19 protein-coding genes and 1 riboswitch are annotated in these 19,350 nt (G+C 73.1%); of the genes, 9 read left to right on the plus strand and 10 right to left on the minus strand.

Annotation, left to right across the window (positions count from 1 at the left end):
• Positions 1-43: 43 nt before the first annotated feature.
• Both metE and ABD220_RS15275 read right to left on the minus strand, forming a co-directional pair.
• Positions 44-2,449 (minus strand): 5-methyltetrahydropteroyltriglutamate--homocysteine S-methyltransferase, encoded by a 2,406-nt coding sequence (gene metE / locus ABD220_RS15270; protein ID WP_344123987.1) that lies wholly within the window; start codon positions 2,447-2,449, stop codon positions 44-46.
• Positions 2,450-2,505: 56 nt separating this feature from the next.
• Entirely contained in the window at positions 2,506-3,432 is a 927-nt protein-coding gene (locus ABD220_RS15275) for a methylenetetrahydrofolate reductase (RefSeq protein WP_344123989.1), read from the minus strand.
• A gap of 70 nt (positions 3,433-3,502) precedes the next feature.
• A riboswitch (SAM riboswitch) is annotated at positions 3,503-3,606 on the minus strand.
• A gap of 207 nt (positions 3,607-3,813) precedes the next feature.
• On the opposite strand from ABD220_RS15275, the gene ABD220_RS15280 reads away from it, so the two are divergent.
• Genes ABD220_RS15280 through ABD220_RS15305 form a run of 6 tightly spaced genes read left to right on the plus strand, consistent with a single transcriptional unit; the run spans position 3,814 to position 8,058 of the window.
• Complete coding sequence (locus tag ABD220_RS15280) at positions 3,814-4,806, plus strand: glycosyltransferase (protein WP_344123991.1); 993 nt, start codon at positions 3,814-3,816, stop codon at positions 4,804-4,806.
• Positions 4,803-6,224 (plus strand): hypothetical protein, encoded by a 1,422-nt coding sequence (locus ABD220_RS15285; protein ID WP_344123993.1) that lies wholly within the window; start codon positions 4,803-4,805, stop codon positions 6,222-6,224. The genes ABD220_RS15280 and ABD220_RS15285 overlap by 4 nt, the downstream gene beginning before the upstream one ends.
• Before the next feature lie 46 nt (positions 6,225-6,270).
• Positions 6,271-6,627: an ArsR/SmtB family transcription factor gene (locus ABD220_RS15290; RefSeq protein ID WP_344124788.1), complete on the plus strand. Its 357-nt coding sequence runs from the start codon at positions 6,271-6,273 to the stop codon at positions 6,625-6,627.
• A gap of 3 nt (positions 6,628-6,630) precedes the next feature.
• Entirely contained in the window at positions 6,631-7,113 is a 483-nt protein-coding gene (locus tag ABD220_RS15295; protein ID WP_344123995.1) for an SRPBCC family protein, read from the plus strand.
• Positions 7,114-7,138: 25 nt separating this feature from the next.
• Positions 7,139-7,636 (plus strand): SRPBCC family protein, encoded by a 498-nt coding sequence (locus tag ABD220_RS15300; RefSeq protein WP_344123997.1) that lies wholly within the window; start codon positions 7,139-7,141, stop codon positions 7,634-7,636.
• Between the two features lie 2 nt (positions 7,637-7,638).
• Positions 7,639-8,058: a VOC family protein gene (locus ABD220_RS15305; protein ID WP_344123999.1), complete on the plus strand. Its 420-nt coding sequence runs from the start codon at positions 7,639-7,641 to the stop codon at positions 8,056-8,058.
• A gap of 15 nt (positions 8,059-8,073) precedes the next feature.
• On the opposite strand, the gene ehuA is transcribed toward ABD220_RS15305, so the two are convergent.
• The 4 genes from ehuA to ehuB form a co-directional block, all read right to left on the minus strand.
• Complete coding sequence (gene ehuA, locus ABD220_RS15310) at positions 8,074-8,826, minus strand: ectoine/hydroxyectoine ABC transporter ATP-binding protein EhuA (RefSeq protein ID WP_425552572.1); 753 nt, start codon at positions 8,824-8,826, stop codon at positions 8,074-8,076.
• Between the two features lie 79 nt (positions 8,827-8,905).
• Positions 8,906-9,547, minus strand: coding sequence for an ectoine/hydroxyectoine ABC transporter permease subunit EhuD (ehuD, locus tag ABD220_RS15315; RefSeq protein ID WP_344124001.1), 642 nt, complete (start codon positions 9,545-9,547; stop codon positions 8,906-8,908).
• Entirely contained in the window at positions 9,544-10,275 is a 732-nt protein-coding gene (gene ehuC, locus ABD220_RS15320; RefSeq protein WP_344124003.1) for an ectoine/hydroxyectoine ABC transporter permease subunit EhuC, read from the minus strand. Before ehuC ends, ehuD begins: the two co-directional genes overlap by 4 nt.
• Positions 10,276-10,277: 2 nt before the next feature.
• A complete protein-coding gene (gene ehuB, locus ABD220_RS15325) occupies positions 10,278-11,255 on the minus strand; it encodes an ectoine/hydroxyectoine ABC transporter substrate-binding protein EhuB (protein ID WP_344124790.1) in 978 nt (325 codons plus the stop codon).
• Positions 11,256-11,717: 462 nt separating this feature from the next.
• Between ehuB and ABD220_RS15330 the strand changes: the two genes are divergently transcribed.
• Positions 11,718-13,004 carry an adenylosuccinate synthase gene (locus ABD220_RS15330; RefSeq protein ID WP_344124005.1) on the plus strand — a complete coding sequence of 429 codons (1,287 nt, stop codon included), beginning with the start codon at positions 11,718-11,720 and terminating at the stop codon, positions 13,002-13,004.
• Positions 13,005-13,092: 88 nt separating this feature from the next.
• On the opposite strand, the gene ABD220_RS15335 is transcribed toward ABD220_RS15330, so the two are convergent.
• Together ABD220_RS15335 and ABD220_RS15340 are read right to left on the minus strand one after the other, a co-directional pair.
• A complete protein-coding gene (locus ABD220_RS15335; RefSeq protein WP_344124008.1) occupies positions 13,093-13,452 on the minus strand; it encodes a DUF202 domain-containing protein in 360 nt (119 codons plus the stop codon).
• A gap of 1 nt (position 13,453) precedes the next feature.
• Positions 13,454-13,840 carry a YidH family protein gene (locus tag ABD220_RS15340; protein WP_344124010.1) on the minus strand — a complete coding sequence of 129 codons (387 nt, stop codon included), beginning with the start codon at positions 13,838-13,840 and terminating at the stop codon, positions 13,454-13,456.
• Positions 13,841-13,966: 126 nt separating this feature from the next.
• On the opposite strand from ABD220_RS15340, the gene ABD220_RS15345 reads away from it, so the two are divergent.
• Both ABD220_RS15345 and ABD220_RS15350 read left to right on the plus strand, forming a co-directional pair.
• Positions 13,967-14,773 (plus strand): carbon-nitrogen hydrolase family protein, encoded by an 807-nt coding sequence (locus ABD220_RS15345; RefSeq protein ID WP_344124012.1) that lies wholly within the window; start codon positions 13,967-13,969, stop codon positions 14,771-14,773.
• Between the two features lies 1 nt (position 14,774).
• Positions 14,775-16,310, plus strand: a complete 1,536-nt coding sequence (locus tag ABD220_RS15350; protein WP_344124014.1) for a DUF2142 domain-containing protein — start codon at positions 14,775-14,777, stop codon at positions 16,308-16,310.
• Positions 16,311-16,391: 81 nt separating this feature from the next.
• Here the strand turns inward: ABD220_RS15350 and ABD220_RS15355 are convergent, their stop codons facing one another.
• Together ABD220_RS15355 and ABD220_RS15360 are read right to left on the minus strand one after the other, a co-directional pair.
• Positions 16,392-18,374: a M13 family metallopeptidase gene (locus tag ABD220_RS15355; RefSeq protein WP_344124016.1), complete on the minus strand. Its 1,983-nt coding sequence runs from the start codon at positions 18,372-18,374 to the stop codon at positions 16,392-16,394.
• A gap of 175 nt (positions 18,375-18,549) precedes the next feature.
• On the minus strand, positions 18,550-19,326 hold the full coding sequence (locus ABD220_RS15360; protein ID WP_344124018.1) for an enoyl-CoA hydratase/isomerase family protein: 777 nt from the start codon (positions 19,324-19,326) through the stop codon (positions 18,550-18,552).
• Positions 19,327-19,350: the final 24 nt, after the last annotated feature.

Genomic DNA, 19,350 nt, shown 5'->3' on the forward strand with positions numbered 1-19,350 from the left:
CGTGGTCACGCGGGCTCCGGCGGACCGGCCGGTGCGCCCGGGGTCAGCCGCGCGTGCCGTGCTGGACGATCAGCGGCCGGCCCGCCGGCTGCGCCACCCGCTCGCGCGCGGTCCGGGCCGCCGCCACGAGGTGCTCCAGCGACGCCTTCGTCTCCTCGTAGCCGCGGGTCTTCAGGCCGCAGTCCGGGTTGACCCACAGGGTCCGCGCCGGGACGTGCTCGAGGGCCCGCTCGAGCAGCTGCTCGATCTCCTCCTGGGAGGGCACGCGCGGGGAGTGGATGTCCCACACGCCCGGCCCGATGCCCCGGGAGAAGCCGGCGGCCTCGAGGTCGGTCAGCACCTCCATCCGGGACCGGGCCGCCTCGATGCTCGTGACGTCGGCGTCCAAGCCGTCGATCGCCCCGACCACCTCGCCGAACTCGGAGTAGCACAGGTGGGTGTGGATCTGGGTCTCGTCCCGGACCCCCGAGGTGGCCAGCCGGAACGCGTCCACCGACCAGCCGAGGTAGGCGGGCTGGTCCGCCCGGCGCAGCGGCAGGAGCTCCCGCAGCGCCGGCTCGTCCACCTGGATGATCCCGATCCCGGCGGCCTCGAGGTCCGCGACCTCGTCCCGCAGCGCGAGCGCCACCTGGTTCGCCGTCTCCCCGAGCGGCTGGTCGTCGCGCACGAAGGACCACGCGAGGATCGTCACCGGGCCCGTCAGCATGCCCTTGACCGGGCGGTCGGTGAGGGACTGGGCGTGCCGGATCCACGGGACCGTGAACGCCTCGCCGCGCAGGCCCTCGCCCTGTCGGCTGACGTCGCCCCACAGGATCGACGGGCGGGTGCAGCGGGAGCCGTAGGACTGCACCCAGCCGTGGACGGTGGTCGCGAAGCCGTCGAGGTGCTCGGCGAAGTACTGGACCATGTCGTTGCGCTCGGCCTCGCCGTGCACCAGCACGTCCAGGCCCAGCTCCTCCTGCAGCCGCACGACCCGCTCGATCTCCTCCCGCAGGAAGGCGTCGTACTCGGCGTCCGTGAGGGCGCCGGCGCGGTGCCGGGCGCGGGCGGCCCGGACCTCGGCGGTCTGGGGGAAGGAGCCGGTGGTGGTGGTGGGCAGCGGGGGCAGGGGCCCGGACGCCGTGAAGGACCGGCCCTCCTGCGCGGCCCGGCGGACCGCCGCGTCCGCCCGCTCGATGTCCGCGGCCGTCAGCGAGCCGGCGCGCTCGCGGACGGCCGCGTCCCGGACCCCCGCCGCGTCCTGCCGGGTGCGGCGGGCCTCGGCCGCCTCGGCCAGCTGCCCCGCCACCGCCTCCGCCCCGGCGGCGAGACCGCGGGCCAGGGTGACGATCTCGCCGACCTTCTGATCGGCGAAGGCCAGCCAGCTCCGCAGCTGCGGGTCCAGCCGGGTCTCCTCGGCCACGTCGTGCGGGACGTGGAACAGGGACGTGGAGGAGGCCACGGACACCTGGGCGCCGCCGCGGGCCAGCTCCGCGAGCCGGTCGAGCCCGCCGGCCAGGTCGGCCCGCCACACGTTGTGCCCGTCCACGGCGCCGGCCACGAGCACGGCGGAGTCCTCGCCCCGGAAGAACTCCAGCTCCTCGGGTGCCGGGGTCGCGCCCTTGACGAGGTCCAGGTGCAGGGCCTCCACCCCGGAGCAGGCCAGCGGGTGCAGCAGCGGCCCGGGGGAGCCGTAGGAGGTGGTGACGAACAGCTGCGGGCGCCCGGCCACGGCGGTCAGGGCCGTGTAGGCGTCCCACACGGCCGAGGCGAGCTGCTCGGCGGGGACGTGCTGGTCCGCCACGAGAGCCGGCTCCTCCAGCTGCACCCAGTCCGCGCCGGCCGCGGCGAGCTCCTGCAGCAGCTCCGCGTACACGGGCAGCAGCTCGGGGAGCCGCTGCAGCGGGTCGAAGCCCGCGGGGGCGTCGTCGTCGGCCTTGGCGAGCAGGAGGAAGGACGCGGGGCCCACGAGGACCGGCCGGACGGTGAAGCCGTGCGCGGCGGCGCGGCGGACGTCGGCCACCAGCCGGTCCGCGGTGGCGCGGAACGGGGTCCGCGGGCCGATCTCGGGCACGAGGTAGTGGTAGTTGGTGTCGAACCACTTGGTCAGCTCCAGCGGAGCGCGCCCGGCGTCGCCGCGGGCGAGCACGAAGCTCGCGTCCAGGTCGAGCCGGCCCTCGGCGTCGGCGAGGTCGGCGAAGCGGGACGGGACCGCCCCGAGGGCCACGGTGGTGTCCAGGACCTGGTCGTAGAGGGGGAAGGCCGCGGGCAGGGAGGAGTCCTGGGCCCCGAGGCCCAGCTCCACGAGCCGGCGGTAGGTCGCCAGCTGCAGGTCGGCGGCCGCCGACTCGAGCTCCTCGCGGGTCGAGCGCCCGGCCCAGTAGGCCTCGAGGGCCTTCTTCAGCTCGCGGCGGCGGCCGATCCGGGGGTAGCCGGTGATGGTGGCGGCGGGGAACGGGACAGTGGTCATGAAAATCTCCTGAAGAGGTGTCGAGAGGTCGTGCGGAACGGTGGGGCAGCGCGTGCTCAGGCGGGGAGCAGCAGCTCGTCGAGCGGGACGGGCACGTGCGGGACGCGCGGGAGGTCCACGTGCTCGAGCAGGTCGAGCACGGCCCGGTGCTCGTTGAAGGTGTAGAGGTGCAGGCCGGGGGCACCGGCGTCCAGAGCGGCCCGGGCCAGCCGCGCCGCGAAGGCCACCCCGGCCCGGTGCCGCTCGACGGGACCGGGCGCGTCCTCCAGCGCGGCGGCCAGACCCGGGTGGGGCGCCAGGCCGGCCAGCCGGCACAGCGTCCGCAGCCGCCGCGGGTCGGTGACCGGCATGATCCCCGGGACGATCGGGATGGTCACCCCGGCCGCCCGTGCCGCCGCGACCAGTCGCTCGTAGCGCTGCGGGCGGAAGTAGACCTGCGTGATCGCGAAGTCCGCCCCGGAGCGCTGCTTGGCCAGCAGCACCTCGACGTCGTGGCGGAACGAGGGCGACTCCGGGTGCCGGGTCGGGTACGCGGCCACGCCCACGGCGAGCCGGCCGGCCGCCAGGGCCGCCGTGTGGCGCTGCTCGACCTCGCGCACGAGCTCCACGAGCTCCCCGGCGTGCCGCAGCTCGCCCGGCTCCGCCCCCGGGTCCAGGTCCCCGCGCAGGGCCAGGACGCCGCGGACGCCGCGGCGGACCAGCGTGGCCACGGTCCGCTCCAGTTCGGCCCGGGTGCTGCCGACGCACGTCAGGTGCGCCAGGGGCCGCAGGCTCGTGCGCGCCAGCAGGTGGTCGAGCAGGGCGAGGGAGCTGTCCCGGCGCTGCTCGTCCCCGCTGTACGTCACCGAGACGTGATCGGGGCGGGTGGACTCGAGCGCCTCGATGGTCCGCAGCAGCGTGTCGGCGCTCGCCGCGCTGCGCGGTGGATAGAGCTCGTAGGACAGGGACGGCGGCGCCGGCCGGGCGATCGGGCGTGGTGTCACGTTCTTCCTCCAAGGGTCACCCCGAGGGAGGGCAGCAGCCGTCCCGGGGTGGACCCGGGAGGCTGCGACAGCTCCATCGGTCCTGGCGGGAGCACCGTTCCGCGCCCCGTGGCGGGGCGCGGATGGTTGCTGCGGCGTCGACGAGCCAGGTCTCTCAGCCGCTCTGGATAGATGCAGACCCCATTCCACCGGCTGCCCCGCCGTGCTGCCAAGTGCCGGCGCCCAGAAGACGCCGGTGCGCCGACTGTGACGACCGCGACGTCACAGGGCGCAACACGGACGCGCGGCGACGCACGGGCGGCGGAGCGCAGGCCTGCGCCCCGCGCGCGCTCGTCATAATGGACGAGCCATCCCCGCCCGCCACCGCAGGAGCGAGTGCCCATGCTCTCCACCCCCCGCATCGTCGCCGTCGTGCCCTGCCACAACGAGGAGGCGGCCGTGGCACGGGTCGTGACCGACCTGCTCGCCGCGGTGCCCGGCATCGAGGTGCACGTCTACGACAACTGCTCGACCGACGGCACCGCCGAGGCCGCGCGGCGTGCGGGGGCGCACGTGCGGCGTGAGGAGGAGAAGGGCAAGGGCAACGTGGTCCGGCGCGCCTTCGCGGACCTCGACGCCGACGTCTACGTGCTCATCGACGGCGACGACACCTACGACGTGGCCGATGTCCCCACCCTGATCGAGACGCTGCTGGCCGGGCCCTACGACCACGTGGTCGGCGTGCGCCGGCAGGTCACCAGCACCGCCTACCGGTCGGGGCACGAGTCCGGCAACAGGTTCTTCAACGCGCTCGTCACCTTCGCCTTCCGGCGGAAGGTCTCGGACATGTTCAGCGGCTACCGGGTCTTCTCGCGCCGCTTCGTCAAGTCCTTCCCCGGTCTCTCCCGGGGCTTCGAGATCGAGACGGAGCTGACCGTGCACGCCGTCAACGCGCGGATGCCCCAGGCCGAGGTCGCCGTCGGCTTCCGCGACCGGGCGGAGGGCAGCGAGAGCAAGCTGCGGACCTATCACGACGGCTTCCGGATCCTGGGCGTCTTCGGGCAGCTGCTCTTCCACGAGCGCCCGTTCCTCGTCACCGGGGCCTTCTCGCTGGCGCTGTTCGTGCTGGGGCTGGCCCTCGGCCTGCCCGTGGTCGCGGAGTTCGCGAGCACCGGCCTCGTCCCGCGCTTCCCGACCGCGTTCCTGGCCGCTTCCCTGGTGATCCTGGCCGGGGTGTTCCTGCTCATGGGCGTGCTGCTGAGCGGCCAGGCCAAGATCCGCCGGGAGGCCTCCCGGCTGTTCTACCTGCGGCAGCCGGCGCCCCCGTGGAGCGGCGGGGACGTGCCGTACCGGGCGGGGTCCCACGGCGCGGAGCAGCGGCGGCAGCTGCCGTGAGTGCGGGGCGGGAGGGGCCGCGGTCCCGTCTGCTCCCCCTGCTGCCCTGGGCCCAGGGGCTGGGGATGCTCGTGGTCCTGCAGTTCGCCCTGTTCGGGCTGCTGACGGCGGGCCAGGCGGTGCCGGACCGGCCCATCGTCGAGCACCTGCTGGCGGCGGTCGAGGACGGCACCTACGGCCCCCACGGGACGATCGACCGGATGGGCGGCCCCGCGGACACCTTCACCGAATGCGTCGTGGCCGGCACGGGCCTGGGCGCGTCCCCGGAGGAGTCGGCGTTCAGCCGGGCGGTCCGGATGCCCCGGCTCGCCACCTGCGGCGGCGGCCCGGAGCAGCTGCGGGCCCTGTCCGAGGGGGCCGTGCTCACCGACAACGACTACTACAAGTACTGGGCGGGCTACACCGTGCTCACCCGCCCCGTGCTGGCGCTGACCGGCCTGGAGGGCCTGCGGATCGTCTCGGGCACCCTCATGGTGCTCGCCCTGGGCGGGGCGTTCCTCGCGGTCCGCGCCCGGACCTCCGCCGCCGTGGCCTTGGCCCTGACCCTGCCCTACCTGGTGGGGACCAACCTGCTGTCCACGCCCTCGACGTCCTTCAGCCAGTCGATCTCCATCGCCTTCATCTTCCTGTCGGTGGTCCTCGCCGCGCTCGGGGCGGGGCGCTCGCCGCGGACCGCGTACGCGGGGGTGGCGCTGGGCGCGGCGCTGTTCTGCTTCGTCGACCTCCTCACGACCCCCGCCGTGCCCTGGGCGATGTCCTCGTTCGTGGTGGGCGCGGTGGTCTGGTGCCGCACCGGGGCGCTGCGGGGGACCGTCGCGGCCGTGGTCGTGAGCGGCTTGGTCTGGCCGGCGGCCTTCGCTCTCACGTGGCTCGCCCGGTGGGTCTTCGCCGCCGCCTTCCTGGGCGTCCCGGCCACGCTGGAGGTGGTCCGCCGAAACGTGGGGAACCGCACCGGGGGCGACCACGCGGGCGTCTCCGAGGCGTTCGGCGCGGGCGTGCGCCGCAACCTCGCCTACTGGTGGGAGGTCGTGCCCACCTCGGGGCTCGTGCTGGCCGGCTGCCTGCTCGCGGCGGGCGCGGGCCTGGCCCTGGCGCTGCGCCGTGGAGGCCCGGCCCGGTGGGCACTCGCTGCCGTGCTGGGCCTGCCCGCCCTGGCCGTGCCCCTCTGGTACACGGTGCTCAGCAACCACTCCCAGATCCACGCGTTCTTCGTCAACCGCGGGGTGGCGGCCGCACTGGCCGTCGTCACGGCGGCCTGTCTGGCCGCCGCCGTGCGGCCGCGCACCGGACCCGGCGCGCCGCAGCTCCCCGCGGAGCCCTCGGAGGCCGCGGAGCCCTCTGAGCCCGCGGAGCCCGGCAGGGGACCCGTCCGTCACGATCCGGTCTCGGACCTTGCCGGGGCAGCGCGGGAGACCTAGCCTTTAACAACCAACAGGTTGATCAAGGAATCAGTTGACAAACACCGTGGACCTCGGCGACGACGACCTCCTCGACAAGGCCTTCCTGGCCCTCGCCGACCCGGTCCGCCGCCGCATCGTCGCCCGGCTCAGCCGCGGACCGGCCACGGTCACCGAACTGGCGGAACCCTTCGCGATCTCCATGCAGGCGATCTCGAAGCACATCCAGGTTCTCGAGCAGGCGCAGCTCGTCACGCGCACCCGTGACGCCCAGCGCCGGCCCGTCCATCTGGACCCCGCACGGCTCGAGGCGCTCACCGCATGGATCGACCGGTACCGGCTGGTCCGGGAGGAGCAGTTCCGCCGCCTCGACGCCGTGCTCGACACCCGAGCCGCGGAGCGCGGCGAGCACACCCAGGACTGAACCATGGGACACCCTCTGCACCTGACCGTCCCCGACGGCCTCCCGTTCATCGACTTCGAGCGCGAGTTCGACCACCCCGTGGCCGACGTCTTCCGCGCGCACGCCGATCCCGCCCTGCTGCGCGAGTGGCTGGGGCCGCGCGGCACGCACGTGGAGGTCGACTCCTACGACTTCCGCACCGGCGGCGCCTACGAGTACCACCACACCGGCCCGGACGGCGTCTCCTACGCGTTCCGCGGCGTCCTGCACACCGTGCGCGAGAACGAGCTCGTGGTCCAGACCTTCGAGTTCGGGGGCTACCCGGACGTGGTCGAGCTCGAGTACCTGCGCTTCGAGGACCTCGGGGACGGCCGGTGCCGGCTGGTCGGCCACACCGTCCACGCCTCCCAGGAGGCCCGTGACGGCATGGCCGGCTCCGGGATGGAGAGCGGGCTGTCCGACGGCTACGAGCGGCTCGAGGAGCTGCTCGCCGCCCGGGTCCGCTGAGCCGTCCACCACCGAGGAGCACGTCATGCCCAACCCCCTGCACGTCACGGCGCCCGAGGGCGTCCCCTGCGTCGACTACTCCCGCGAGTTCGACGCCCCCGCGGCCGAGGTCTTCCGCGCCCACACGGACCCGGAGCTGTACCGGCAGTGGATCGGCCCGCGCGGGCTCGAGACCCGGATCGACGGCTTCGACTGCCGCAGCGGCGGGTCCTACCGGTTCGTCCAGCGCGGCGCGGAGGGCGGTGACGAGTACGCCTTCCGCGGCGTCTTCCACACCGTCCGGCCGGACGCCCTCATCGTCCAGACGTTCGAGTTCGAGGGCTGGCCGGACGTGGTCACGCTCGAGTACTCGACGTTCGAGGACCTGCCCGGCGGACGCTGCCGGCTCACGGGCCGGTCGGTCCACCCGTCCGTCGAGTCGCGCGAGCAGTTCCTGTCCACCGGCATGGAGTCCGGGATGGCCGAGGGCTACGAGCGGCTGGAGGAGCTGCTGACCGGGCGGCCCGCGCCGGAAGGAGCATGACCGTGGACTGGACGCTCGAGGTGGTCCTGCTGCCGGTCGCGGACATCGATCGCGCCATCACGTTCTACCGGGACGGGGTCGGCTTCCGCCTGGACCACCGCACGGCCACGGAGCAGATGGACATCGCCCAGCTCACCCCGCCCGGGTCGGGGTGCTCGATCGTGGTCGGCGACCTCCCCGCCCACCGGGAGATGGTCCCCGGGTCGCTGCGCGGGCTGCAGCTGGTGGTCCCCGACGCCCGGGCCGCGCGCGAGGAGCTGCTCTCCCGCGGCGTGGCGGCGGGCGAGATCACCGTGGTGGACGAGCGGGACGGCGGCACGCTCTTCGGCTTCAGCGACCCGGACGGCAACACCTGGGTGGTGCAGCAGCTGCGGGCCCGGGCCGAGCAGCCGCTGATCCCCCGGCCGGCGCCCGGGCCCTGACCCGCCGGGCACGGCTCAGAGGATCGCCCGCAGGAAGGTCTTCGTCCGGTCGTTCTTCGGCGCGGTGAAGATGTCCTCGGGGTCCCCGTCCTCCACGATCCGCCCGCCGTCGAACATCATCACCCGGTGCGACACGTCGCGGGCGAACTGCATCTCGTGGGTGACGATGAGCATCGTGATGTCCGTGGTCTCCGCGACCTCGCGCAGGACGTTGAGCACGTCGTCCACGAGCTCGGGGTCGAGCGCGGACGTCACCTCGTCCAGGAGCAGGATCTCCGGGTCCATGGCGAGCGCCCGGGCGATGGCCACGCGCTGCTGCTGGCCGCCGGAGAGCCGCGAGGGGTGCTCGGAGGCCTTCTCCTCGAGCCCCACCTGCCTCAGCAGGCCCATGGCCCGCTCCTGCGCCTCGGACTTCTTCAGCCCCAGCACGTGCACGGGGGCCTCGGTGATGTTGTCCAGCACGCTCATGTTGGGGAACAGGTTGAACTGCTGGAAGACCATGCCGATCCGGCGGGTGATCTGCTTCTTCCGCTTGGCCGGCAGCTCCACCCGCCGCCCGTTGCGCAGCTCGTGGGTCAGCGGCTCACCGCCCACGAGGATGAACCCCTCCGTCAGGTCCTCCAGGGTCATCAGCAGCCGCAGGATGGTGGTCTTGCCCGATCCGCTGGGACCGATCAGCGTGACCCGCTCACCGCGGTCGACGGTGAAGTTCAGCCCGTTGAGCACGGTGTGCTCGCCGAAGCGCTTGACGACGTCGCGGAACTCCACGGCGGGCACCTGGCCGGGGCCTCCGGCCCGCGGACCCGGGTCTCGGGGGGAGTGCTGTCCGGGGACCTCGTCCCCGTGCTCAGTAGTGGGCAAGGCGCTTCTCCAATCGGCGGATCAGGATGGAGGTCGGGTAACTGGCCAGCAGGAAGATCAGCCCGGCCAGGGTGAACGCCTCCGTGTAGGCGAAGTTGCGGGCCCCGAACTGCTGGGCGGAGGTGACTAGCTCGACCACGGAGATGGCGAACAGGAACGGGGTGTCCTTGAACATGGCCACGGCGTAGTTGCCCAACGAGGGGATCGTGGCCCGGAGGGCCTGCGGCAGGACCACCGCGCGCCAGGTCCGCGACGCCGGCAGGGACAGCGCCTGCGTGGCCTCCCACTGCCCCTTCGGCACGGAGTCGATCCCGGCCCGGTAGCTCTCGGCCATGTAGGTGGAGTAGTGCACGCCGATCACCGCGATGCCGATGACCAGGGCGGTCACATCGGTGAGCAGGTAGTAGACGAACAGCAGCTGCACCACGAGCGGCGTCATCCGGATGAACTCGGTGATCCAGTGGACGGCCAGCCGCAGGGGAGTGGGCAGCACCCGCTTGAGCACCGCGATGAGCAGCCCGAGCAGCGCGGCGATGACCGTGCCGAGCACCGTGGCCAGGAGCGTGATCCGGAACCCCTCCAGCAGCAGGGGAATGGCCTCGACCGTGCGTTCCCAGCTCCAGATCATGGCGTCCCGCTCCCGGCCTCGGCGATCTTCGGGCGCGCGGGCCGCCAGATCTCGCGCAGGGACGGACCCCGGCCCAGCGTGTTCTTCGCGCGCACCTCCAGGGCGTTCATCCCCAGGGTCAGGGCATAGGCGAGGACGAAGTAGACGACCAGCCCGACGGTGAAGGCGAACAGGGTGTCACCGGTGCTCTGCCGCAGCTGGTTCACCCGGAAGGTGAGGTCGCTGAGCGTGATGAACGAGACCACCGCGGTGCCCTTCAGCAGCTGGATCAGCAGGTTCGCCAGGGAGGGGATCATGAGCGCCCACGCCTGGGGGAAGATGATCCGGCGCATCCGGTGCACGCCGGACATCCCGAGCGCGTGCGTGGCCTCCCACTGGCCCCGGTCCACCGAGGCGATGGAGCCCCGGACGACCTCCGCCCCGTACGCGCCGAAGTTCAGCGACAGCGCGAGGATGCCCACCGTCATGGGATCCAGCCGCACGCCCAGCAGGGGCAGGACGAAGAAGAGCCAGAACAGCTGCACGAGCAGGGACGTGCCCCGGAAGAACTCCACGACGACGCGCGCCAGCACCCGGAGGGCGGCGGTCCCCGAGCGGGAGAGCAGCCCCAGCCCCACCGCCAGGACGAAGGCGCCGACGGCCCCGCCCAGCGTCAGCTGCAGCGTGACCAGCACGCCGTCGAGCAGCCGGGGCAGGAACGCCGCCAGCGCCTCGAGCTTCTCGCCCACGACTACTCGCCGGGCTCCGTGGCGGTCTGCTCGGCCGTGGGTTCGGCGGCGGCGGTGTCCTGCGCCGTGGGCTGGGCGGCGGCGGTGTCCTCGGCCGTGGGCTGGGACGTGCCGGTCTCCGCCGGGGCGGGCTCCGGGGTCCCGGCGTCGGCGAGGTCGCCCTCGCACAGCTGCTGCGTGGTGACGGAGCCGTCCGGGCGCTCCGCCGCGGTGAACCCGTAGGGTCCCACGATGTCGAGGTAGCGCTGCTCGTCGCTGACGATCTTCTGCAGCTCGTCGTTGTAGGCCTGGAGCAGCTCCTCGTCCTCGGTGCGGAACACGGTGCCGCCGGCGCCGACCTGCGGCACGCCGTCGATCTCCTGGACGTAGGACTCCGTGACCTCCACCGGGGCGTCGGGGTTGTTCTCGGCCATCCAGTTGAGCGAGATGCCGGTCAGGGCGAAGACGTCGGCCCGGCCGTTGACCACGGCGTCCATGCCGTCCTGCGGGCCGCCGACCTCCCGGTTGTCGATGCCGAGCGAGTCCGCGTAGGAGGACTCGATGGCGCCGGTCATGGTGACCAGCTGCACGTCCGGGTTCGCGGCCACGTCGTCGAGGGTCTGCAGGCCGTACGGATTGCCCTCCGCGACCATGAGCGCGGTGGTGTACATGAACTCGGGGTCGCTGAAGGCCGCCTGCTCGCACCGTTCCGGGAGGATCGACATGCCGGCGCTGACGGCGTCGAAGCGGTCCGCGGTGAGCCCGGGGATGAGGGAACCGAATTCGGTGTTGACCCCTTCGAGGTCGTCGATCCCCAGCGCGCTGAAGATCTCGCGGTGCAGGGCCACGGTGGCCCCCGTCAGCTCCCCGTTCTCCTCGAAGCTGTACGGAGCCTCACCGGCGAACCCCACGGTGATGCTGCCCGACTCCTGGGCCTGGGACAGGGTGCTGCCCGCCTCCTCCTCGGAGCCGGAACCCCCGCAGGCGCTCAGCAGCCCCATCGCCGCCACGGCCCCCACCGCCGTCGCGCTCCGCTTCCTGCTCCATCGCGTCGTCCCGTTCCACCGTGTCGTCCCGTTCCACCATGTCGTCGTCGACTGTGTCATCGTTGCGGCCCTCCGACCGGCTCAGCGCCTGGCGCGCGACGCGGGACGCCCGGGTCCTCCGGGTCCCCGGGCGACGGCCCCGGCGAGATGTGGACTACCTGTCCGGCCATTCAACCGTGTCGGTTTGCTCGTGTCACGTCATCACAGGTGCGGGTACGTGCCTGCGCGGGCCCCCGGCCACGGACCGCTAGACTTGCACGGTACGAGCCCCTGGGCCCTCTCCTGCCGGCGCCGCGCCGCCTCGGGCGTGCGGACGGGAGCGGGCCGGCGCAGGGGCGTTGTCGTGCCCGGCCGGTGCGCGCCTCCGCCGGGTCCCGCGGGAGAAGTCCCGTTCCTTCCAGGCAGGAGAGTCGTTCAATGCCAGCAATCGTGATCGTCGGCGCCCAGTGGGGCGACGAGGGCAAGGGCAAGGCCACCGACCTGCTGGGCGGCCGCGTGGACTACGTGGTCAAGCCCAACGGCGGCAACAACGCCGGGCACACCGTGGTGGTGGGCGGCGACAAGTTCGAGCTCAAGCTCCTGCCGGCGGGCATCCTGAGCCCCAACGCCGTTCCCGTGATCGGCAACGGCGTCGTCGTCAATCCCCAGGCCCTCTTCGAGGAGATCGACGGTCTCGAGGCACGCGGGGCGGACACCTCCCGGCTGCGGATCTCCGCGAACGCCCACCTGGTGGCCCCGTACCACCAGACGATGGACCAGGTCACGGAGCGCTTCCTCGGCAAGCGTGCGATCGGCACCACGGGCCGCGGCATCGGTCCCGCGTACATGGACAAGGTCGGCCGGCTCGGCATCCGCGTCCAGGACGTCCTGGACGAGTCGATCCTGCGGCAGAAGATCGAGGGCGCGCTGCGGCAGAAGAACGAGCTGCTGGTCAAGCTCTACAACCGCCGGGACATCGACGTCGAGGAGGTCGTGCAGTACTTCCTGGGCTTCGCCGAACGGCTCGCCCCGATGATCGTGGACTCCACCTACCTGCTCAACCAGGCGCTCGACGAGGACAGGGTGGTCCTCATGGAGGGCGGTCAGGCGACCTTCCTCGACGTGGACCACGGCACCTACCCCTTCGTGACGTCCTCCAACCCCACCGCGGGCGGCGCGTCCGTGGGCTCGGGCATCGGGCCGACCCGCATCACCCGGGCCATCGGCATCATCAAGGCCTACACCACCCGTGTGGGGGCCGGTCCGTTCCCCACCGAGCTCTTCGACGAGATGGGCGAGCGGCTGCGCACCACCGGCGGCGAGTTCGGCGTCAACACCGGCCGTCCCCGCCGCACCGGCTGGTACGACGCCGTGATGGCCCGCCACGCCTCCCGGATCAACGGCTTCACCGACTACTTCCTCACCAAGCTCGACGTCCTCACCGGCATCGACCGGATCCCGGTCTGCGTGGCCTACGACGTCGACGGCGTCCGGCACGACGAGATGCCGATGACCCAGACCGAGTTCCACCACGCCGAGCCGATCTTCGAGTACTTCGACGGCTGGGAGGAGAACATCACCGGCTGCCGCACCCTGGCGGACCTGCCGGCGAACGCCCGCGCCTACGTCGAGGCGCTCGAGTCGATGAGCGGCACCCGGATGTCCGCGATCGGCGTGGGCCCGGACCGCGACGACACCATCGTGGTGCGCGACCTCATCGACTGACCACCCCTTCCCACTCCCGCCGGGGCGGCACGTGCCGGCGGCCGAGCGCGCCCCGGTCGTCGACATGTGGGACCTCGTGTGCAGAGGGTCAGACGAGGACCAGCACCACCCAGATGCCGAGGCCGCCGAGCGCGAGCACGGCGAGCGCGGTGGCCAGCACGGCGCCGACCTCCGGTTCGGTGCCCTCCTCGGCGATGCCGCGGGCGCTGCGGACGTAGCGGGGGCGCTGCGTGAGGTAGATGGCCGCCGCCGTGAGGACGGCCAGGCCGAACAGCACCAGCACGAACGGCCCGTGGTGCGGCAGCCAGCGCAGGAAGACCGCCGAGACGACCACGAAGGACAGCAGGGTCCGGCCCCAGGCCATGGTGGTCCGCTCCGGCTGCAGCCCGGGGTCCCGGTGCGGCGGCCGCGGGGGGCCCGGCGGGCGGTGGGGCTGCGGGCGCGGCATCTCAGCCCTGCAGGACGACGACGACGAGCACTCCCGCCGCGATCGCCCCGCCCACCGCGAGCACCGGTGCGATCAGGGGCAGGGGCAGCGGGGCCTGGCGCCGCATGCTCCGCTCCACCCCGATCCAGCGGAACGTGGCGCCCGCGCTGACGAGCATGCTCAGCACCAGCAGCACGATCGCCAGGAACTTCCGGATGCCCTCGTCGAACAGGTCCGCGGTGAACGCCTCGACGGCGATCCCGCCGGCCAGGAACGCCAGCGCGGTCCGGATCCAGGCGAGGAACGTGCGTTCGTTGGCCAGCGTGAACCGGGGGTCGGGAGGGACCCCGTCACCGAGCACGCGGTCGCTCAGCCGGCGTCGTCCCGGGGTCTCGGACCGCTCGCCCATCGCCTGCCCTTCGCTCGCCCGGTCGTATCGTCCCCATCCTGTCACGGGGCCGAGGTGCGGTCCGCGGCGCGGGCCGGCCGCGGATACAGTGGAAGCCTCAGCCGCGACCCGTCGAGGAGGACACCCGTGAAGATCGCCGTCGGACAGTTCGCGCCCACCGCCGACACGGCCGAGAACCTGCGCACCATGCGCCGGCTGGCCGAGCAGGCCGCGGCCGGCGCGGCGCAGCTGGTCGTGTTCCCGGAGGAGGCCATGTTCTCCGAGCGGCTCATCGGGGAGGACTTCGAGGAACTGGTCCTGCGCGGCTGGTCCGGGTTCGTCCAGCAGCTGTCCTTCCTGGCCGCGGAGACCGGGCTCGCCGTGATCGCGGGCGGCTACGAGGGCTCCGCCGACGGGCGCCCCTACAACACGCTCGTGGCCGTGGACGCGCACGGCGCGATCCTCGGCACGTACCGCAAGCTCCACCTCTACGACGCCTTCAGCCACCGCGAGTCCGACCGGATCCGCCCGGGGGACAAGGGCGTCACGGCGGTGCGGATCGGGGAGCTCACCGTCGGCATGATCACCTGCTACGACCTGCGCTTCCCCGAGATCTGCCGCGCCGTGGTCGACGCCGGGGCGGACCTGCTCACGGTGCCCGCCGCCTGGTTCGCGGGCGAGCACAAGGTGGACCACTGGCAGGCGCTGCTCAAGGCCCGCGCGATCGAGAACACCGTCTGGGTCGCGGCCGCGGACACCTGCTCCGAGCACACGGTGGGCCGCTCCGCGGTCCTCGACCCGCTCGGCGTGGTGGTCGCCGAGGCCGGGGAGGACGAGACCGTGCTGTCCGCCGACGTGACGCGTGAGCGGATCGCCGAGGTGCGGGAGACCGTGCCCGTGCTCGCGAACCGGCGTTTCGGCCCCGGGGAGCTCCTGCCCGCGGACGAGGGCTGAGGTGGCCACCGCTGTCCTGGCGCCCGATCGGGCCCCCGAGCACGTCCACCGCCCGAGCCTGCGCCCCCGCGGCGTGGTGGCCCTGTTCGCGGGGCTGTCCCTGCTCTTCGGGGCGGTCTTCGCCGCCATGGTGCCGGCGGCCTGGGGCCCGGACGAGAGCTCCCACTTCAAGCGCGCCTACCAGGTCTCCCAGGGGGGCTTCGCCCCCGAACGGCTGCCGGACGACGGCCCCTACCCGGTCTACGGCGGGTCCGTCCCGGCTGCCGCGGCGGCGCTCATGTCCGGCCACGGCGGACCGCCCCGGACGAAGGAGCGCGGTTCCGACCCCCTGTTCGTCCCGTCCGAAGCCCGCGAGCAGGCGCTCGCGGCTCCCCTGGGGGACGAGCACGTGCAGACCTCGTTCGCCAACACCGCGGCGTACTCGCCCGTGCCCTATCTGCCCTCGGCGCTCGGGGCGCGGATCGGCACCGCCGCAGACCTCAGCGTGGGCAGCACCTGGGCCCTGATGCGCGTCCTGCAGGTGCTCTCCTACACGGCGGTGGTCGCGGTGGGGCTCTGGGCCCTGCGGCACTCCCGGTTCCTCTGGGTCGGGTTCTGCGTGGCGCTGGTGCCCACCGCGCTCTACCAGTCGGCGGTGATCTCCGCCGACTCCGTGACCAACGCCGTGGTGTTCACCTTCGTCGCGCTCGTGCTGCGGGCCACGGTGCTGAACCGCTCCGAGGAGCCCTTCTCCCGGTTCGAGCTGGCGGCGGTGCTCGCGTGCGCGGGCGCCCTGCCGCTGATGAAGCCGACCTACGTCATCCTCTCGCTGCTGCTGCTGGCGGTCCCGCTGCGGCGGTATCCGCTGCCCTGCCGCGCCGGGGGGCGGCCGGTTGCGGCTGCGCTGGTGCTGGCCGCCTGCCTGCTGCTGACCCTGCTGGGCTTCGCGGTGTGGATGTCGCTGGCCGCGGGCACGACCGAGGCGATGGGCATCCTCCGGGGCCCGGAGGAGCGGCACATGGTGCGCCCCGACGACCAGCTGGCCTTCGTGCTCGGCGAGCCGGTCGCCGTCCTGGGCGTGGCGGCGCGGACGATCCTGACCCTGGACTGGCAGTACGCGGCAGGCGTCGTGGGGCAGATGGGCTACGGGCCGGGCGGGAACATCAACGGGCCGTTCGTCGGCGCGGTGTGCTGGCTCGTCGCCGTGGGCGCGGCCTTCTTCCACGGACCCCGCGGCCGGGCCGCACGCCGGGTCGTCGTCTGGTTCGCGGTGGTGCTGCTGCTCAACGTCGCGGCCGTCTTCGGGACGCTGTACCTGAGCTTCGCCCCCGTGCAGTCCGGGATCGTCAACGGGGTGCAGGGCCGCTACTTCGTGCCGCTCGCCCTGCTGCTGCTGGGCACGCTCGTCCCGCTGGTGAGCGCACGGTTCCCCGCCACCCCGCAGTCGCTGCGCAGGGTGGACACCACCGTGCTCGTGCTCGTGCCGCTCTCGGCCGCGCTGGCCGTGGCCGGCTACGCCACCGTGGTGCACGTGACGGGCCACTACGCGCTGCCCTGACCGGCCCGCCGGCACCCTTCCGGCCGCCGGGACCCGGAGCGCCCGTGGACGGCGGCCGCTCCGGGCGCCCGCCGCGCCGGGTCACCAGATGCTGACGCGCTCCACCTCCGGCAGCCACAGCGCGTCCGACTCCGCGACCCCGAACGCCTCGTAGAAGGCGGGGACGTTGCGCACCACCTGGTTCGCCCGGAACTCGTTGGGGGAGTGCGGGTCGGTGGCGATGCGGTGGCGCAGCGCCTCGTCGCGGGACTTCTGCTGCCACACGTAGGCCCAGGACAGGAAGAGGCGCTGCTCGGGGCTGTAGCCGTCGATCAGTTCCCCGGGGCCGAAGGCGCTGCCGGTCTCGCGGGACATCCGCCACGCCTTGTGGGCGATGGTGAGCCCGCCCAGGTCACCGATGTTCTCGCCCAGGGTGAGCTCGCCGTTGACGTGCGTGCCCTCGTCCGCCAGCTGCTCCGGGACCAGGCGGTCGTACTGGCGCACCAGCTCCGCCGTGCGCTCCTCGAAGGCCCGCCGGTCGGCGTCGGTCCACCAGTTGCGCAGCCGGCCGTCGCCGTCGCACGTCGAGCCCTTGTCGTCGAAGCCGTGGCCGATCTCGTGGCCGATCACGGAGCCGATCGCGCCGTAGTTCACGGCGTCGTCGGCGTCCTCGTCGAAGAACGGGGGCTGCAGGATCGCGGCCGGGAAGACGATCTCGTTGCGCAGTGGGTGGTAGTACGCGTTGACCGTCTGCGGGGTCATGAGCCACTCGTGCTTCTCTACCGGGTTGCCGGCCTTCCGGACCAGCTCGGCCAGCCGGAACCCCGTGGTGCGGACCCGGTTGCCCACCAGGTCCTCGGGGTCGATCCGCAGGGAGGAGTAGTCCTTCCACAGCTCCGGGTAGCCGATCTTCGGGGTGAACTGGGAGAGCTTCTTCAGCGCCTCCTGACGGGTCTCCTCGGTCATCCAGTCCAGGCCCGTGATGGAGACGCGGTAGGCCTCCAGGAGGTTGGCCACGAGCTCGTCCATCCGCTCCTTGGCGGTGGGGGAGAAGTGCGCCGCGACGTAGAGTTCGCCCACGGCCTCGCCGAGGACCCCGTTGACGAGCTCGACCCCGCGCTTCCAGCGGTCCTTGAGCCGCGGGGTCCCCGAGAGCACGGTGCCGTAGAAGGCGAAGTCCTCCTCGACGAACGCGGAGGACAGGTAGGAGGCGCGCGCGGAGACCAGGTGCCAGCGGGCCCAGGACCGCCACGCGGGCAGCAGCTCGTCGACGAGGAGCTCCTCGACCCCGGTGAAGAAGGACGGCTGGGCGTTGACCACGGTGCGCAGCGCCGTCACGGGCAGCTCCGCGCCCTCGGCCAGGAGCCGCCAGTCGAGGACCGTGGTGGAGGCCGCGAGCTCCTCGAAGCCCATGGGGTTGTACATCTTGGTGAGGTCGCGGACCGTGACCTTGTCCCAGTGGTGCGAGGCGATCCGGGTCTCGAGCTCCATCACCGCGCGGGCCTGCTCCTCGGCGTCCTCGAACCCGGCCAGGGACAGCATGGTCCGCACGTGCTCCAGGTACTTCCCGCGGATCTCGGCGTGCTGGTCCTCCCGGTAGTACTCCTCGTCGGGCAGGCCCAGCCCCGACTGCCCCACGAACACGAGCTGGCGCTCGGGGTCGCCCGGGTCCGCGTCGACGTCCACGCCGACGAGCCCGCCCGCACCGCGGCGGATCATCCGGCCCAGGTGGCGCACCAGCCCGGGCACGTCCGCCACGGCCTCGACCTCCGCGAGGTCCGGGGCGAGGGGCGAGGCGCCGAGCGCCTCGATGCGCTCCTCGTCCATGAAGGACGCGTAGAGGTTCGCGATCTTGGACTCGACGGCCTCCGGGTCCCCGGCCCGGGCCCGGGTGATGAGCTCGCGCACCGCGGCCTCCGCCTGGTCCCGCAGCTCGATGAAGGCGCCCACGGACGGCTTGTCGTCGGGGATCTCGGTCCCGCGCAGCCACGAGCCGTTGACGTGGCGGTAGAGGTCGTCCTGGGGGCGGACGGAGCGGTCGAATCCGGAGAGGTCGAACACCGAAGAGGTCACCGTAGATGTCATGCCCACCACATTAACCGGCTGCCGGGGGAGCGGGCGGGCTGTTCCCCGACCGCTTAACCCCTGCCGCCCGGGGGCTCGCTCCCGGCACCGCCCCCGTGGGCGCCGTTCCCGGCGGCACCGTTGCCGACGGGACGGCCCCCGGCGGGACGGCCCCCGGCGGGACGGTGCCGACCGGTCAGCCCCGCGTCCCGGTGAACCGCGGCGTGCGCTTCTGCTGGAACGCGGCGAAGCCCTCGGCGTAGTCGGCGCTGCGGCACAGCTCGCCCTGCACCCGGTTCTCGTTGTCCACGGACTCCCACAGGCCCAGGCGCTCGTCGCGGATCTGGGCCACCAGCTCGCGGGAGGCCAGGAACGCACCGGTCGCGCCCTCGGCCACGGCCGCCGCCTTGGCCCGGGTGAGTTCGAGCAGCTCGCCGGCGGGCACCGAGCGGCTGAACAGGCCGGAGCGCACGGCCTCCTGGCCGCTCATCAGCTCGGCCGTGTAGATGAGGTCCAGGGTCCGGTGGGCGCCGAGCCGCTCGGTGAACAGGGCGTGCCCGCCCGAGTCCAGTGTCGCCCCCAGACTGGCGAATGGGGAGCCGATCCTCGCGCTGTCCGCGACGTAGACCACGTCCGTGGCGATCGCGAGGCCGAGCCCCACGCCCAGGCACGGGCCCTGCACCGCGGCGAAGGTGGGGGCGGGGAATCGGGTCATGGCGCGCAGCAGCGGGGTGACCTTCCCGGCCAGGTAGCCGTGGGCGTCGTCGGTGGCGGGGTCCACGGCGGAGATGTCGCGGCCGGCGCAGAAGCCGCGGCCCTCGCCGCGCAGCACGAGGGCCCGGACGCCGGCTCGTGCGGCCTCGGCGTAGGCGTCGCCGAGCTCGGTCAGCGCGGCCTCGTCCAGGGCGTTCATCCGCTCGGGCGCGTTCAGCACCACTTCGGCCACGGATCCGTCGATGGTCAGGTCGATCACTGCTGCTCCTCGGTGAGCTCGGGG

The organism is Kocuria aegyptia (genome assembly GCF_039530085.1).
Taxonomy (GTDB): Bacteria; Actinomycetota; Actinomycetes; order Actinomycetales; family Micrococcaceae; genus Kocuria; species Kocuria aegyptia.

What these genes read in the sequence shown, in the direction of transcription:
- metE (WP_344123987.1), bottom strand. Translation starts at nt 2,449, where the DNA reads ATGACCACTGTCCCGTTCCCCGCCGCCACCATCACCGGCTACCCCCGG.
- ABD220_RS15280 (WP_344123991.1), top strand. Translation starts at nt 3,814, where the DNA reads ATGCTCTCCACCCCCCGCATCGTCGCCGTCGTGCCCTGCCACAACGAG.
- ABD220_RS15295 (WP_344123995.1), top strand. Translation starts at nt 6,631, where the DNA reads ATGGGACACCCTCTGCACCTGACCGTCCCCGACGGCCTCCCGTTCATC.
- ABD220_RS15300 (WP_344123997.1), top strand. Translation starts at nt 7,139, where the DNA reads ATGCCCAACCCCCTGCACGTCACGGCGCCCGAGGGCGTCCCCTGCGTC.
- ehuD (WP_344124001.1), bottom strand. Translation starts at nt 9,547, where the DNA reads ATGATCTGGAGCTGGGAACGCACGGTCGAGGCCATTCCCCTGCTGCTG.
- ehuB (WP_344124790.1), bottom strand. Translation starts at nt 11,255, where the DNA reads ATGGGGCTGCTGAGCGCCTGCGGGGGTTCCGGCTCCGAGGAGGAGGCG.
- ABD220_RS15330 (WP_344124005.1), top strand. Translation starts at nt 11,718, where the DNA reads ATGCCAGCAATCGTGATCGTCGGCGCCCAGTGGGGCGACGAGGGCAAG.
- ABD220_RS15335 (WP_344124008.1), bottom strand. Translation starts at nt 13,452, where the DNA reads ATGCCGCGCCCGCAGCCCCACCGCCCGCCGGGCCCCCCGCGGCCGCCG.
- ABD220_RS15340 (WP_344124010.1), bottom strand. Translation starts at nt 13,840, where the DNA reads ATGGGCGAGCGGTCCGAGACCCCGGGACGACGCCGGCTGAGCGACCGC.
- ABD220_RS15355 (WP_344124016.1), bottom strand. Translation starts at nt 18,374, where the DNA reads ATGACATCTACGGTGACCTCTTCGGTGTTCGACCTCTCCGGATTCGAC.